Here is a 15486-nt window from a genome sequence, read left to right as displayed (position 1 = left end):
TCGTAGCGGCGCAGCCCGCGCGAATCCATCATGATGATCGCGCGCAGATGCGGCAGGCCGCCGCGGATCGTCAGGACCTTGTCGAGCTGTTCCTGATCTTCGCACACGATGATCGGCGCATCGGACAGGGTCAGCAGGTACTCGACTTCGGGCGCAGGCGACGTCGGATAGACGCCAGCCGTCACGCAGCGCACCATGGCAGCGCCCATCTGCGCGAAAACCCATTCCTTGCGGTTCTCGCTTAGCACCGCAAGCGCCTGGCCGGGGGTGAGGCCGAGCTGCAACAACCCAAGGCCGAACCAACGCGACTGCTCGGCATACTCGGACCAGGTGATCGGCTGCCACACGCCCAACTCCTTCTGGCGCAGCGCAACGTCGCGCGGACGTTCCCTCGCCCAGTACTGGAGCTGCTGCGGCAGTGGAAGATCCTTCAATGCATCAGATGAACGAGTCATGGGGTTGCGCATGTTGAATACTCAGGACAACCAGCGCTTGCGCCGCTTGTAGTGCTTGATGTCGCGAAAGCTCACGTGCCCCTCGCCGGCCTCGCCGCTGCCGAGATAGAAGCGCTGTACATCGGGATCGCTAAGCAGCTTGTTGGTCGAGCCACTGATCACGATGCGGCCGCTCTCCATGATGTAGCCAGCATGAGCCACGCGAAGCGCGACATGCGCGTTCTGCTCCACCAAGAGCATGGCCACGCCTTGCTCCCGGTTGATGCGTGCGATGATCTCAAAGATGTCACGCACCACCAGCGGTGCCAGGCCAAGGGAGGGCTCGTCCAGAAGGATCAGTCTTGGCTTACCGACGATTGCGCGCCCGATTGCCAGCATCTGCTGCTCGCCGCCCGATAGATAGCCCGCCACCTGCTTGCGCCTCTCGCGCAGCCGGGGGAAGTAGCCATAGACCAGTTCGGGATCCACGTCTCCGCGCTCCCGCCCAATCAGAGCATTGGTCGCAGCGACGAGATTCTCCTCGACGGTCAGGTCGCCGAAAATGTGGCGGCCCTCGCGTACGTGGGCCATGCCCAGCCGTGCAAGCTGGTAGGCGCTTCGCCCCGCGATGTCGTCTCCGAAGAAGCGGATGCGTCCTGATGCGAGTCGCCCCTTTTCGTAGGGCAACACCCCCGACGAGGCCTTCAGTGTCGTGGTCTTGCCGGCACCGTTCGAACCAAGCAACGCGACGATCTGCCCGTTCGGGACCTCGATCGACAAGCCGCGTAGCGCCTGCACACTGTGGTTGTAAATGACTTCGATGCTCTCGATGGTCAGTGCCGCTGTCATCGCTGGTCCTCCCCTGCCTGGCGGCTCACACCTTGATCCACGAACCCGCGGGCTCCATCACCTTCTTCTCTGGGTCGTAGCTGTACATGCGGCCGCTAGGAATCTGATGGCTGCTGAGGTCGACCAGCAAGCCCGTGACGCCGCCCGAGTCCCAGTCCTTCATGGATTCAAGCGCGACCTTCATGTTGGGCAGCGTCAGCGGCTTGTTGGCCTTGATGCAACGTTCGGCGATCTCGGCGAAGGTCATACCGCAGAGCCAACTGGAAATGTAGAAGGGCGAGATGTGCTTCATGTCGGGCCGCGCCTTGGCCGCATGGGCTCGCATGGCGTTGATCATCGGCGCGTCCTCGTGGCCGTAGCGATAAGCGCTTACGCCTGTCAGGCGCACCCCGAGCGCGGCCAGTGCATCGTAGGCCGGCTTGTCGAGGCCCCAGGCCGTACCCATGATCTGCGGATTCAGTCCGGCCTCGCGCATCTGACGCACGAACTCCGGCATGGGCGCCAAGATGTAGCCCTGAAAGATCACGATGTCGGGCCTCGCGCGACGCAGTTGTGCCACTTCGGTTGTGACGTCGACACCAGATTGCTTGGTAACAATCTCCGCCACGATCGGCAGCCCGAGCTTCTCGGCGCGCGCCTTGCCGCCGGGGATGCCATCACGCCCGAACTCGGTATCGGCATACACATAGGCGATCGTAGGTTTGGTGGCCGCTCCTTGCGAAGTGCGCGCAATGTGCTCCATCAGGATCTCGTGCAGCCGCGGATAGGTTGGGCTGGGCACGAAGTGCTGCGGCATCTTGACCGGATCAGCGACCGAGGCCGCGAGCGAGGTCGATGTGGTCATCACGTGGCCCGACGCAATGGCGTCTTGCGCCACCGCCTTGACACACGGCGTGCCATCGCAATAGAAGAAGGAGGGCTTTTCGCTGGCCATGATCTTCTTGAAGATGGCCGCCGCCTGGTCAACCTTGAAGCCGCTGTCCTCCGCGACGTAGCGCAACTTTTGTCCCGCGACACCGCCATTGGCGTTCTTCCACTCGACGAAGTCGCCGAGCCCGTTGTTCATCGCGGCGCCTGCGAACGCGAACACCCCGGTGATGGGTTGCGCTGCGCCGATGACGATGTCGCCCTTGTGGACTTGCGCATGGGACGAGCCGACGGTCAAGGGGCCGATGGTTGCTGCCGCGCCGATGGCCTGCACGAGCTTGCGACGAGAAATGTCGGTCATGGTTGTCTCCTTTTGTGTAATGGGTCTAGCGAAGCCATCGTGCCGTCACGTACGAAACGGCCAGAGGTGGAATGTGCGACGCACCCGCGCCCAGATCGCCGCCAGGCCATGTGGCTCGAAGATCAGGAACACGATGATCAGGAGGCCGAAGACGACTTGCCCCATCGGCAGAAGCAGTCCGGCAATGTTGGGAAACCACTGCGAGCTGATCTGCGCGCCGAGCCGCAGCCCCTCCGGCACGAAAGTCATGAAGACGGCGCCCAGCACGCTTCCGAGTACGGTTCCCAATCCGCCGACGATGACGGCCGCCAGATAGAAGACGGCCAGCGTCAAGACGAAATAGTCCGGCGTGATGTTGCCGTAGAAGTAGCCCAGCAGCCCTCCCGCGACGCCGGCGTAGAAGGCCCCGACCGCGAAGGCCGTCAGCTTCGTGCGCAACAGGTTCACACCCAGAATCTCCGCGGAAATGTCACGGTCGCGCACCGCGACGAATGCGCGGCCGATGTGCGTGCGCGCCAGGTTTCGCGCGACGATTGCCATGGCGAATGCGCAGACAAAGATCAGGTAGAAGTTGCGCCGATCTCCGATCAGTTCGAAGCCGAACAGCCGGGCACGTGGAATCGAAGTACCCGACACGCCGCCGGTCACCGAGTCCCACTCTCGGAATATGAAAGTCAGGATGAAATGGGCCGCCAGCGTGGCGATGGCCAGGTAGAGACCCTTCACACGCAGGCTCGGCAAGCCGACAATGATGCCCAGGAAGGCCGCCACGAAGCCGGCAGCAGGCAGCGCGATGAAGAACGGAATGCCATGCCGGGCCAGCCACGCGACYGTGTAGCAGCCGACCCCGAGGAAGGCTCCGTGGCTCAGCGAGATCAGTCCGGCGTTGCCGGTCGTCAGGTTGAGGCCCAGCGAGGCAATCACATGGATCCCGACGATGCAAGCCATGGCCAGGAGGTAGTCGCTGCCCCAGAACGGCAGCGTGAAGATCGACAGCGCGAACGCGATCATCCAGTTCCGGGCGGTGGACGAATCCCACAGCCGTTCTTCGGACGCGAAGTTTTCGTGGAAGACACCAGTTCTCACGTCAGAGCCTCTCGATGGTGCGGGTGCCGAAGATCCCGTACGGCTTCACGACCAAGATGGCCAGGACAACAACGTAGGGCACGACGTCGCGCGACTTCCCGCCCAGATAGCCGGCAGAAACAGCCTCGACCCAGCCGATCAGCAGGCTGGCGACGATGGCCCCCAGGATGCTGTCGAGTCCGCCGAGGATGATCGCGGCAAACACGCTGAGCGCCGCCGCTGCAAGCAACGGCGAGAGGCCGGCGGAACTGGCGATCAGCACGCCGGCCACGGTCCCCACCAGACCCGATAGCACCCAGGTCAGGCGTTGCGAATAGTTGATATTGATCCCGAGCGTGGCGGCGGTCACCGGGTCGCTCGCCGTGGCACGCAGCGCGATGCCGGTCTTTGAATAGCGAAAGAAGGCCAGGAAGCCCGCGATCAGGATCGCGGCGACCGCAAAATTCCCAAGGACTGTACCGGGGATCAGAACTTCACCGAGCAGCAGCGGCGTGCGCGGAAGCAGCGTGGGCGGCGACAGCGTGTCGCCGCCCCAGAACGCTTCGACACCACCGTGGATGATGCTGGCCATTCCGATGGTTGCCATCAGCACCGCCACCGCAGGCTGCCCCGACAGCGGTCGGAGCACCGCCCGCTCCAGTGCGACCACCAGCAATCCGATGACAACGAGCGACAGCACGAAAGCGACCCACGGCGGCAGCCCGAAGGTGATGGCGCCTGCGTAGTAGAGGTAGGCGCCGAGCATCATGACCTCGCCCACAGCAAAGTTGACCACCCCTGTGCCCTTGTAGATCAGCACGAAGCTCAGTGCGATCAGTGCCATCACGCCACCCGACAGCAGCCCCAGGAGACTGTATTCCAGGAACTCACTCATGCGATGGCCTCGCTTTCCGCGCCTAGATAGGCTTCGATGACTTGGGGATGCGAGCGCACCTCGGCAGGCGTTCCGCTGGCGATGACCTGACCGAAATTGAGCACCACGACGTGGCTAGAGATATCCATGACCATCCCCATATCGTGTTCGACCAGCAGCACCGTCACACCCCACTCCTCCTGCACGTCGAGGATGAAGCGAGCCATGTCTTCCGTCTCTTCGCGGTTCATCCCGGCGACAGGCTCGTCAAGCAGCAACACGCGTGGTCGCATCGCGAGCGCGCGCGCGAGCTCCACACGCTTTTGCAGGCCGTAGGGCAGCGCGTCGACAGACAGGTGGCGGATGTGGTCAATCTCAAGGAAGTCGATCACCTTGCGCTCGACTTCGCCGCGCAGTTCGAGCTCTTCCAAGCGCGCGGCTCGGCCATATGCCAGCGCAGAGAAGATGCCAGCCTTCATCGTATGGTGGCCGCCGAGCTTGATGTTCTCAAGCACGGTCAGGCCGCGAAAGAGCGCGATGTTCTGGAAGGTGCGCGCAAGGCCGTGTCCGGCCCGCGCGTGTACAGGCTTGAACGTGATGTCGTCGTCGCCGAGCAGGATCCGGCCCGCGGCGGGCCTGTAAAAGCCCGATATCGTGTTGAAGACACTGGTCTTGCCCGCGCCGTTCGGGCCGATGACAGCAGTGATCCGGCCCGGCGCTGCGGCGAACGAAACGCCCCGCAACGCATGGATGCCGCCGAAACGAAGATCCACGGCATCGACCGACAGGCCGAGTCCGTTGGAGGAAGCAGTATCAGTAGAGAGCATGGGTAGCGAACACGGTCCGGGCCGAGAGGATCAGCCCATACCGTACACTACCGCACAATATTCTGGTGCACCTTAGTGTTTTCCCGTGGCGCGATGCAGTGCGCTCACGGCGGCGCCCGGATCAGACGTCGTTCTGCTGCAGATAGTCGAGCAGGTTGCGCTTCATCGCGTCGAGCGTGGTGGCAGCTGCTTCGAGCTTCTCATCGACGAGACCGGACAGGATCTGCTCGTTCATCCGGTGGCTGACCTTGCGCATCTTGGCGATGAGCTGCTTGCTCTTGGGTTCGAGGAAAACACGGTTGACGCGGCGGTCGCTCGGGTCGGCGTCCCGTCGCACCAGCCCCCCTTTCTCCAACCTGTCGATCAAGCCGCCCACCGCCACCTTGCCGAGGTCGAGTTCCTCGGCCAGCTGCGATTGGGTCATGCCATCTTCGCGAGAAAGATAGGCGAGCACCCACCATTGCGAGCGGGTGACGTTCAAAGGTTTCAGGCAGCGATCGAACGCACTGCGGCGCAGCCGCGAAACATCGTGGATGAGGAAACCGAGCCGGAGCTCCCAATCAATCGACGTTGCGTCGGTCGCCATTTTTTCGGAGGATCCCCCTTTCGGGGCGATCCTTTACTGTAATGATGCGTACATTCTAGCGACTGACTTCTGAACGCATGGTCCGGAAGGCGACAGCCGGCTGCAATCCCAGTTCGCGGACTCGGCACCGTCGTGCGTCTACCTGTATCGACCCCCCTGAACTTTGGCTAGAAGGCGACGGCGTCCTTGCCCTTGAGCGCAAGAATCTCGCGTGCTTCCGCGGGAGTAGCGACCGCCAGCCCCAGCCCCTCAATGATCTCGCGTGCTTTGCGCACCTGTTGCGCATTCGATTCGGCAAGCTTTCCGGCACCGATCCAGAGGCTGTCCTCGAGGCCGACACGTACATTACCGCCCATGGAAGCTGACATCGCTGCGATCGGCATCTGGCTGCGTCCGGCTCCAAGCACCGACCAGCGGTAGTCGGCGCCGAAGAGGCGATCCGCCGTGCGCTTCATGTGCATCACGTCCTCCGGGTGGCTACCGATGCCGCCGAGGATTCCGAACACCGTCTGTACGAAGAATGGCGCCTTGACCAGACCGCGATCGACGAAGTGCGCAAGGTTGTAGAGGTGCGAGGTGTCGTAGCACTCGAATTCGTAGCGCGTGTCGTTGACCGACAACTCCGTCAGCACAGTCTCCAGGTCGCCGTAGGTATTGCGGAAGATCAGGTCTTTACTGCCTTCCAGGTAGGGTCGCTCCCAGTCGAATTTGAACTCCTTGAAGCGCTGGAGCATCGGGAACAGGCCGAAGTTCATCGTGCCCATGTTCATGGACGCGACCTCGGGTTTGAGCACCTTGGCCGGCTGCATGCGCTCCTGCACCGTCATGTATGGCGAGCCGCCGGTCGTGAGGTTGATGACCGCGTCGGAGCGGGCCTTGATGTCCTTCAGGAACGGGACGAAGGCTTCGGGCCGCTGGTCCGGTTTGCCCGTGACGGGATCGCGCGCATGCAGATGAATGATAGCTGCGCCTGCCTCTACCGCGCCGACCGCTGCATCCGCGATCTCCTGCGCCGTGACCGGCAGGTACGGCGACATCGAAGGCGTGTGAATCGCGCCTGTCACGGCGCACGTAATGATGACTTTGCGTTGTGTGGACATGCGAGTCTCCTTGGTTGTCAAACGGGATCCCAGGTGAATACGTCGCCCGAACGTTCGAGCGGGAAGAAGCTGGCGCGCAGCATCGGTAAGGCTGACTCGATCACGCTTTCTGGCGTCCACCCCTCTCCACAGTGCGCGCTGCGAATCGGACGCGGTTGGCTGAACAGATAGATCTCGTTGTTCCGCACACCGAAGATCTGCCCGGTCACGTCCTGCGCCGCATCGGAGCACAGACCGACCACGAACGGTGCGACGCGTTCAGGTACCAACTTCTTAAGGCCTTCGACCCGCTTCTTCTGCTCCGGCGTCTCGCTCGGGATCGAATCAATCATGCGCGTCCACGCAAAAGGAGCGACGGCATTCGAACGCACGCCGAACTTTTGCATGTCGAGTGCAATCGACTTCGACAGGCCGACGATGCCGAGCTTGGCCGCGCTGTAATTGGCCTGACCGAAATTTCCGATCAGCCCGGAGGTGGAGGTCATGTGCACATACACGCCGCTGCCCTGCTGCTTGAAGTGCGAGGCCGCGGCCCGGCTGACGTTGAAGCTCCCCTTCAAGTGCACGGCCAATACTTGGTCGAACTCCACCTCGCTCATGCGGTGGAACATCACATCGCGCAGGATACCGGCGTTGTTGACCACGATGTCGATGCGGCCGAACGCGTTGACTGCCGCCTCAACCATCCTGCTAGCCGCACTCCAATCCGCAACCGAGCCGCCATCTGCGATGGCCTCGCCCCCCATCGCCTTGATCGACGAGACGACCTCGTTCGCAGGTTGCTCATTGTCCGGTTTGCCGTCCAACGATGCCCCCAGGTCGTTGACGACCACTTTGGCTCCCGCAGCTGCCATCGCTAGCGCGATGCCTCGTCCGAGGCCCCGGCCGCCGCCGGTAATCAGCGCCACTTTTCGTTCGAGAAGTCTACTCAATTTAAGTCTCCTTGGATGCCGCCGTCGAGGGTAAACCCCTGCTCAACCTCAAGTTTGCGGCTTGCAAAAATATCGTGCACTAGCGTACCATGCACCACATGATGATGTACAGCAGCCGCTGGTGACCAGCGAGAATCCATGAACGAATCCGACACCCGGTTCGGCCTGCTGGCCACCACTCGCTACGTGCCCCGCCTGCGGCTGGAACGCGCCGAGGTGGCCGCCCAGCATCGATGGATGGCGCCCGGCCTCAAGTCACTGGCCAGAGGCCAGCGCGCCATGGCAAACTGGGACGAGGACGTGGTGACCATGGCGGTCGAGGCCGCCCGTTCGCTCCTGGCTACGGCGCCGGCTTCCGGCACGACGGAGCTGACGCTCGCCTCCACCACCCTGCCATTCGCAGACCGACTGAATGCCGGGATCGTCGCCGCCGCTGTTGGCCTCGACTCTGCTACTGTGACACGCGACGTCGCCTCGAGCGCTCGCTCGGCGTTGACTGAACTGGCTTCCGCGCTTCGTCATCCTGCCACGGAGACAACGCGCATCGTTGTCGCCGCCGAACGCCGAACGGCAAAGCCGGCGAGCCCGCAGGAGCTGATCTTCGGCGATGGCGCGGCCGTGGCCTCGATTGGTACGGGCCGGGCGATCGCCACCTTCGTCGCGGCGCGCAGCCTGCATGCCGACCTGGTCGATCACTTCCGCCAGTCGGGCGAGCCGTATGACTATGGTTGGGAAGAGCGTTGGATTCGCGACGAAGGGTACATGAAGCTCGCCGCCGACACCATCGCGCAGTGTCTGGCGGACGCGGGCGTGAGCGCCTCGGACGTCAGTCACTTCGCACTGCCGGCGCCGCTCACTCGCATCAACGAAGCGGTGGCCAAGCGGGTGGGGATCGCAGCGACAGCACTCGTTGCCACCGCATCCGAAACGGTAGGCGATCTCGGCTGCGCACAACCACTGGCCATGCTCGATATGGCGGTCCGCGCAGCGGCGCCCGGCGCGCTGATCCTGATCGCGGGCTTCGGCAGCGGCTGCGACGTGCTTCTTCTCAAGCGCACGGCGGCGCCTTGCCCGGGCGGCGTGCCCGACGCGGGAAAGCCCGAGACCAGTTACCTGAAATACCTGTCGTTCACCGGGCAGCTCGAACTGGCTTGGGGCATGCGCGCCGAGATGGACAACAAGACGGCGCTCACTGCGGCCTGGCGCGATCACGCGCGCACCGAACGCTTCGAGGGCGGTCGCTGTGAGCGCTGCTCCACAGTACAGTTCCCGCGTTCGCGTCTGTGCGTCAATCCAGCATGCCGCGCGCAAGACACGCAGAAGCCAATGAGCCTCGCCGACGTACCGGCACGCGTGATGTCCCACACTACTGATTTCCTAGGGTACACGCCCGATCCCCCGTTTCAGTTTGGCCACATCGACTTCGAGGGCGGTGGCCGCGTGCTGATGGAGTTTACGGACACCGATGTCGGCGAACTCGCGGTCGGCGTGCCACTGCGCATGGTCTACCGCGTGAAGGAGTTCGATCGCAACCGCGGCTTCCGGCGCTATTTCTGGAAGGCAACGCCCACCCGGGCCGCGCTTTCCAGTGCCCCATCCACCTTGGAGAGCAAGTAAATGGCCAGCGGCATCCGCGACAAGGTCGCCATCATCGGCATGGGCTGCACGCGCTTCGGCGAACGCTGGGACTGCGGTCCGGAAGACCTGATGCTCGAGGCCTTCAACGAGGCGGTGGCCGATGCAGGCATCGAAGCGAGCCAGATCGAGGCGGCCTGGTTCGGCGTCTGCCTCGAGGAGAACAATGTCGGAAAGACCGCCGGGCCGCTGGCGCAGGCGCTTCGACTGCCCCGCATTGCAGCCACTCGAGTCGAGAACGCGTGCGCCACCGGGACCGAGGCACTTCGCGGCGCAGCCTATGCCGTCGCCGCGGGCGCCTACGACATCGTRCTGGCGCTTGGAGTGGAGAAACTCAAGGACACCGGCTACGGCGGGCTGCCGGCGCGTACACGTGGCGTTGCCAACGATCTCTGGCTGCCGAACTCGACCGCCCCGGGCGCCTTCGCCCAGCTGGCTTCGGCCTATGGTGCCAAGCATGGCGTCGCGATGGCCGACCTGCGACGGGCCATGGCGCATATCTCGGTCAAGAGCCACGCGAATGCCTCGATGAATCCGAAGGCGCACCTGCGCAACAGGATCACGGAGGAGGATGTTCTCAAGGCGATGACAATCGCTGCGCCTCTCGGGCTCTACGACTGCAGCGGGGTGAGCGATGGCGCGGCTTGTGCGATCCTAACGACACCGGAAATCGCCCGCGCGCTCAAGGCGAATGCCGAGATCGTGACGGTGAAGGCGCTCGAGATCTCAGTCAGCAATGGCGAGGAAGCAAGCTTCAGCAACTGGGACGGCGCGAACATTGCGACCGCCAAGACGGCCGCCGAGCACGCCTATCGCGCAGCCGGTATCAGCGAACCGCGCAGCCAGATCCAGATGGCCGAGGTGCACGATTGCTTCTCGATCACCGAAGCGGTGCTGATGGAGGATCTCGGCTTCAGCGCTCCCGGCCGCGTGATTCACGATGTGCTCGACGGTGTTTTCGATCTCGACGGAGCGTTGCCCATTGTTCCCGATGGCGGCCTGAAATGCTTCGGCCATCCAATCGGTGCTTCGGGGCTGCGCATGGTCTACGAGGTCTACCAGCAAATCCACGGCCGGGCAGGCCAGCGCCAACTCAAGAATGTCGACCGGGGCCTGACGCAAAACCTCGGTGGCCATCCGCATCAGAACGTCAGCGCAGTCGCAATCATCGGCCGCGCGGGCGCCTGAGCGCGCATCTTCACCCGAATTCCTTTTCCCCCTTTTCAACTGGAGACTTCTCATGCGAGGACTGAAAGGCAAGAAAGCCATCGTGACCGGCGCCGGGAGCGGTATCGGCCGCGCCATCGCTCTGCGGCTCGGCGCCGAGGGCGCAATCGTCGGCGTGTTCGACATCAATCCGGCCGGCGCTGCCGAGACCGTCAAGGCGATCGAGGCGGCGGACGGCAAGGCGATCGCAGTGGCCTGCGACATCACCGACTACGCCGCGGTGACCTCCGCCGTCGCGAGTTTCGAAAGCGATGCCGGGGCCGGCACCGACATCCTCGTCAACAACGCGGGCTGGGACACGCCAATGCCGTTCCTGAAGACCGATGAGGCCTTCTGGAAGAAGGTCACCGCGATCAACTGGTTCGGACCGCTGCACATGACGCATGCGGTCACCAAGGGCATGGCCGAGCGCAAGAGCGGCCGCGTGGTCAACATTGCTTCGGATGCCGGCCGCGTGGGCTCGTCTGGCGAGGTCGTCTATTCGGGCTGCAAGGGTGCGACCATTGCCTTCTCGAAGGCGCTGGCGCGCGAAGTCGCGCGCAGCAACGTGACGATCAACACTGTGTGCCCCGGCCCCACCGACACACCGGCGATGGATGCCTTCGTTGGCACCGGCGAGCAGGGACAGAAGATCCGGGACGCGATGGTGCGTGGCGTGCCGCTCGGCCGCATCGGCGTGCCCGACGACTATCCGGGGATCGTGGCCTTCCTGGCAAGCGACGACGCCGCCTTCATCACCGGCCAGACGATCAGCGTCTCGGGCGGCCTCAGCATGCATGGATAACAGGAGCAGAAAGATGAGCAAGGAATACAAGGACATCCTCTACGAAGTGCGCGACGGCGTCGTGAACATCACGATCAACCGCCCCGACGTCTACAACGCGTTCCGCAACCAGACGCTGGAAGAGTTGATTGACGGTCTTCGCCGCGCCGATGAGGAAAAGAGCGCCAATGTGATGGTGCTTTCGGGCGCCGGCGACAAGGCCTTCTGCACCGGGGGCGACCAAAAGGTTCACCTGAGTGAGGACGGGCTCTATGGCCCGCGCGGCACGGTTGGCATGCCGATCGAGGAGATGCAGACGGCCCTGCGCGACCTGCGCAAGGTTTCGATCGCCAAGGTGCAGGGCTTCGCGATTGGTGGAGGTAATGTCTTCGCCACCCTGTGCGACCTGACCATCGCGAGCGAGAAGGCGACCTTCGGTCAGGTTGGACCGAAGGTCGGGTCGGTCGATCCAGGGTGGGGCACCGCCTACCTCGCGCGCATCGTGGGCGAGAAGAAAGCACGCGAAATCTGGTTCCTCTGTCGCAAGTACAGCGCCGCCGAGGCTGAAAAAATGGGCCTTGTGAACAAGGTGGTTCCGCACGACCAGCTCGACGCCGAAGTGGCGCAGTGGTGCAAGGAGATCAACGAGATGAGCCCGACCGCACTCGCGATCGCCAAGCGCTCGTTCAACGCCGACAGCGAGAACATCCGCGGCATCGGCTTCCTTGGCATCCAGACGGTCAAGCACTACTACCAGACAGAGGAATCAAAGGAAGGCGTGCGTGCCTTCAATGAGCGCCGCAAGGCTGATTTCAAGAAGTATGCAAGCTAAAAGTCGCTGGCTGGAGCAGACAAGTTGGAAACGCTGATCCACACAACCCTTGAGTCCGACGGCGTGCTCGTCGCCACTATCGACATGCCGGGCCGCACGATGAACGTGTTCTCGGCAGATTTGATGGATGCGCTCGATGCGCTGATGGACCGCGTTGACAGCGACGTAGCGGTCCGTAGTGTGGTGCTCACCTCGAGCAAGTCCACCTTTCTCGCGGGCGCCGATCTTGTGATGGTGCGCGGCTACACCGACAGCGCGAAGACCGGCACGCAAGAAGAGTTGTTCTCGATGTGCGGCCGCCTCGGACGCCAGTTCGTCCGTCTTGAGCAGTCCGGCAAGCCGTGGGTGGCAGCCGTGAACGGCATCGCGCTCGGCGGCGGTCTCGAGCTTGCACTGGCGTGCCGTGTGCGCCTGGTGACGGACGATTCCCGCACGCAGATTGGCGTACCCGAAGTACGATGGGGACTGCTGCCGGGCGCCGGCGGCACGCAACGTCTGCCGCGTCTGGCCGGATTTGACGCTGCGATCGATATGCTACTCAGCGGCCGTTCGATCCCGCCGGCCGAGGCGGTGCGGCTCGGCATCTTTGCCCGCGCGTTGCCTGCGGCGGAACTGTTGGACGAAGCCCGATCCGTCGCACTCGCATTGCATGGCAGGCCGTTTGACGTGAGAGCAAAGTTCGCCCGTCTCACGCAATCCGACGTGCCATCCTACAGCCCGGAAGGAGCGCGCGCCGTCGCCCTGCAGTACGGGGTGAGCGCTGCCGATTTCGACCTCTATCCGGCCTATAGTGCGATCGTCGACAGTGTGCTCAAGGGCGCGCGGTTGTCATTAGCGGAAGCCACGGATGTGGAGATGACGCAGTTCCTGCGGCTCATGTTCAATCCGGTCGCAGGCCATATGGTGCGCACCCTGTTTCTCGAACGCCTGCGCGCAGAGCGCGAACTGGCGGCGCMAAAAGGCACGGGCATTGAGCGCGTCGAAGTCGGGGCGCTCGGCCCCGCGCACAAGTTATGGGTCGACGCACTTGCGAAGACCAAAGTGGCACAAGCGGCTAACGGGTCACTGCCGGAGGGGACGATCGAGATCGTCGACCTGCAAGGAGCGCGCCATCGCGTGGCCCTCGCCGTGCTCGACGCGCAAGCCTGCACCGCCCCGACAGTGGCTCTTCTCTCCTCGGCGGGGCCATATGGCCGGGTGATCGAGATCATCGGATCGAACGATGCGGCAGCCATGGCGCTCGCGGCCTTGGCACCGCGGCTCGGCGCATTGCCGTGGCGCACACCGGGGCCCACCAGCGTGCTGCAGAAGCTGAAAGGCGCATCACTCGAAGATCAAGCGCGAACAGCCATTCAATGCGCAGCAACGCCAGGCGCGAGCGACATGGCGTTCCTGGATGTCGCAGCCTGCCTGGCAGGCGTGACACCGGCCTGGAGCGGCGGTCCCCTGTACTGGCTCTGGGATGAGAGAGCCGAGGTCGTTCCCCGATTCGATGCGGCATCACGTGACGCATGGAACCGACTCCAGCCCGCTCTGCATCGCACGTTCGCATGATCGACCGGACACGCATTGGCTTTGAAACTGAGGCCACCACTGAGGACATCGACGGCTGGCGAGTGAAGCTCTTCTGCCAAGCGATCGGCGAGGACGATCCCGTCTACTGCGATCCCGCAGCCGCGCGCGCGGCAGGCCATCCGACATGCCCGGCACCACCGACTTTTCTGAAGGCCGTCGAGGGAGACCACTTCAGCAGCGCGCAACTAATGTCGCTGTTGAAGGTGCCCCTGCATGGCGTGCTGCATGCGGAGCAAAGCTTTGATCATCTGGCACCGGTCTATGTTGGCGACCGGATCGAGGTTAGTCGCAAGGTTACTGACATCTTCGACAAGAAGAACGGTGCATTGACCTTTATCGTGGTCGACACGCACTACCGCCGCGCAGGCCAGCCCGTGGCCAGCAGCCGTCAGACGATCCTGGTGCGGAACGCGCTGGAGGGGTCATGAGCGCAGCGATTTTTCCAGAGCGGCTTGAGCTTCGCTGCGGCCCTGTCGCCGCGGTCGACCTCGCGCTCTTCGCAGCAGCGTCAGGGGATCACAACCCTCTTCACCTCGACATGGACGCGGCACGCGCCGCCGGCTTCGATCGGCCGATCGTGCACGGCATGCTGACCATGGCGTTCACGGCACGGCTTTTCACGAGGACCTTCGGCGCCGGCAGCGTTAGACACCTTCACACGCGATTCACCGGTGCAGCCAGACTCGGCGACGCGGTGGTGCTGAGCGCGACGCTGACGGGCACCGAAGGCGCGCTCGGCCTCTATGAACTCGGCGCGCGAACGGCGGCCGGCGTCGAGCTGATGTCCGGCACCGCCCGCGTCGCGCAAGGTCCACCACGATGAGTCGTCTGGTCGATGCACTGCAGCCCGGCATGCGCGTTTTCGTTCCGACCTTGAGCACCGAGTCATCGCTGCTCCTCGACGAACTGCGCGCCGATCCGGACCGCGCGCGCGGGGTCGTCTTCACTGGCGTGCAGTTTCCGGGTATCGATCGCGCAGACTACCTCGCCCTTCATCCCGAAGCACGGCAGGCGGCCTTCTTCATGACACGCCCGGTACGCGCAGGCCTCAACGATGGCCGAGCCGACCTGCTATCGTTGGACTACCTCGGCATTGCGCGTCATCTTCGCGATGCTGCGCCGATGGATGTGGCCGTTGCCCATCTCACAACGCCCGATGCCGAGGGTTGGTGCAGCCCAGGCCTCTCGAGCGATTTCATGCCCCTGGTCTGGTCGCGTGCCAAGAGGCGCGTGGCACATCTCAATCCGCGCATGCCGCGCACGCAAGGCTCGTTTCGCGTCCACGTTTCGGAGTTGGATTCCTTCGTCGAAGCCGACGCGCCGCTCAACGACTTCAAGGAATCCCCTTCCGGCGAGGTCGAAGCGCTGATTGGCCGACATGTTGCCGCGATCGTGCGAGACGGCGACACCCTCCAGTTCGGCATAGGATCCGTCCCTCTGGCGCTGGCAGGGGCACTGAGCGCCCATCGCAGGCTACGCTTTCATGGCGGCCTGGTGTCGAGCGCCTTGCAGACTTTGTGGGTTGCCGGTGCCATGGATCTCGACGCGCCGATCACCAC

Annotated in this window: 17 protein-coding genes and 1 pseudogene; 8 read left to right on the top strand and 10 right to left on the bottom strand. The window is 63.6% G+C overall.

The genetic code is table 11. The features are described 5' to 3' along the window. The 10 genes from AC1DY5_RS16520 to AC1DY5_RS16475 form a co-directional block, all read right to left on the bottom strand. Positions 1-467: AMP-binding protein (locus tag AC1DY5_RS16520; protein WP_478113024.1), on the bottom strand; the 467-nt coding region annotated here is incomplete at its 3' end. A 9-nt stretch (positions 468-476) separates the two neighbouring features. After that, a complete protein-coding gene (locus AC1DY5_RS16515; RefSeq protein WP_478113023.1) occupies positions 477-1283 on the bottom strand; it encodes an ABC transporter ATP-binding protein in 807 nt (268 codons plus the stop codon). Positions 1284-1308: 25 nt separating this feature from the next. Further along, positions 1309-2511, bottom strand: a complete 1203-nt coding sequence (locus tag AC1DY5_RS16510; RefSeq protein ID WP_478113021.1) for an ABC transporter substrate-binding protein — start codon at positions 2509-2511, stop codon at positions 1309-1311. 45 nt (positions 2512-2556) lie between these two features. Further along, positions 2557-3597 carry a branched-chain amino acid ABC transporter permease gene (locus AC1DY5_RS16505; protein ID WP_478113019.1) on the bottom strand — a complete coding sequence of 347 codons (1041 nt, stop codon included), beginning with the start codon at positions 3595-3597 and terminating at the stop codon, positions 2557-2559. 1 nt (position 3598) lies between these two features. After that, a complete protein-coding gene (locus AC1DY5_RS16500) occupies positions 3599-4471 on the bottom strand; it encodes a branched-chain amino acid ABC transporter permease (protein ID WP_478113017.1) in 873 nt (290 codons plus the stop codon). Next, complete coding sequence (locus AC1DY5_RS16495; protein WP_478113015.1) at positions 4468-5277, bottom strand: ABC transporter ATP-binding protein; 810 nt, start codon at positions 5275-5277, stop codon at positions 4468-4470. Before AC1DY5_RS16495 ends, AC1DY5_RS16500 begins: the two co-directional genes overlap by 4 nt. Before the next feature lie 121 nt (positions 5278-5398). Then, positions 5399-5863 carry a MarR family winged helix-turn-helix transcriptional regulator gene (locus tag AC1DY5_RS16490; RefSeq protein WP_478113013.1) on the bottom strand — a complete coding sequence of 155 codons (465 nt, stop codon included), beginning with the start codon at positions 5861-5863 and terminating at the stop codon, positions 5399-5401. Between the two features lie 167 nt (positions 5864-6030). Then, on the bottom strand, positions 6031-6963 hold the full coding sequence (gene kce / locus AC1DY5_RS16485; RefSeq protein WP_478113026.1) for a 3,5-dioxohexanoate:acetyl-CoA acetone transferase: 933 nt from the start codon (positions 6961-6963) through the stop codon (positions 6031-6033). 17 nt (positions 6964-6980) lie between these two features. Beyond that, positions 6981-7895 (bottom strand): SDR family NAD(P)-dependent oxidoreductase, encoded by a 915-nt coding sequence (locus AC1DY5_RS16480; protein WP_478113011.1) that lies wholly within the window; start codon positions 7893-7895, stop codon positions 6981-6983. Beyond that, on the bottom strand, positions 7892-8035 hold the full coding sequence (locus AC1DY5_RS16475) for a hypothetical protein (protein ID WP_478113010.1): 144 nt from the start codon (positions 8033-8035) through the stop codon (positions 7892-7894). Before AC1DY5_RS16475 ends, AC1DY5_RS16480 begins: the two co-directional genes overlap by 4 nt. Between AC1DY5_RS16475 and AC1DY5_RS16470 the strand changes: the two genes are divergently transcribed. The 8 genes and pseudogenes from AC1DY5_RS16470 to AC1DY5_RS16435 form a co-directional block, all read left to right on the top strand. After that, entirely contained in the window at positions 8034-9512 is a 1479-nt protein-coding gene (locus AC1DY5_RS16470; RefSeq protein ID WP_478113008.1) for a 3-oxoacyl-[acyl-carrier-protein] synthase III C-terminal domain-containing protein, read from the top strand. The genes AC1DY5_RS16475 and AC1DY5_RS16470 overlap by 2 nt on opposite strands. After that, complete coding sequence (locus AC1DY5_RS16465; protein WP_478113006.1) at positions 9513-10718, top strand: acetyl-CoA acetyltransferase; 1206 nt, start codon at positions 9513-9515, stop codon at positions 10716-10718. A 52-nt stretch (positions 10719-10770) separates the two neighbouring features. Then, entirely contained in the window at positions 10771-11541 is a 771-nt protein-coding gene (locus AC1DY5_RS16460) for a glucose 1-dehydrogenase (protein ID WP_478113004.1), read from the top strand. A gap of 13 nt (positions 11542-11554) precedes the next feature. Continuing rightward, a complete protein-coding gene (locus AC1DY5_RS16455; RefSeq protein ID WP_478113003.1) occupies positions 11555-12352 on the top strand; it encodes an enoyl-CoA hydratase-related protein in 798 nt (265 codons plus the stop codon). A 24-nt stretch (positions 12353-12376) separates the two neighbouring features. Next, the gene (locus AC1DY5_RS16450) at positions 12377-13906 is read left to right on the top strand and encodes an enoyl-CoA hydratase-related protein (protein ID WP_478113001.1); all 1530 of its coding nucleotides are present in this window, start codon (positions 12377-12379) and stop codon (positions 13904-13906) included. Further along, positions 13903-14355 carry a MaoC family dehydratase N-terminal domain-containing protein gene (locus AC1DY5_RS16445; protein WP_478112999.1) on the top strand — a complete coding sequence of 151 codons (453 nt, stop codon included), beginning with the start codon at positions 13903-13905 and terminating at the stop codon, positions 14353-14355. The genes AC1DY5_RS16450 and AC1DY5_RS16445 overlap by 4 nt, the downstream gene beginning before the upstream one ends. After that, on the top strand, positions 14352-14750 hold the full coding sequence (locus AC1DY5_RS16440; protein ID WP_478112997.1) for a MaoC family dehydratase: 399 nt from the start codon (positions 14352-14354) through the stop codon (positions 14748-14750). Before AC1DY5_RS16445 ends, AC1DY5_RS16440 begins: the two co-directional genes overlap by 4 nt. Continuing rightward, a pseudogene (locus AC1DY5_RS16435) lies at positions 14747-15486 on the top strand (hypothetical protein); the annotation flags it as partial. The gene AC1DY5_RS16440 and the pseudogene AC1DY5_RS16435, both read left to right, overlap by 4 nt.

The sequence above is a fragment of the Variovorax sp. P4_D9 genome, assembly GCF_056401695.1.
Note: the sequence above shows the minus strand (reverse complement) of the source record. Positions and strands in the feature narration are given on the sequence as shown.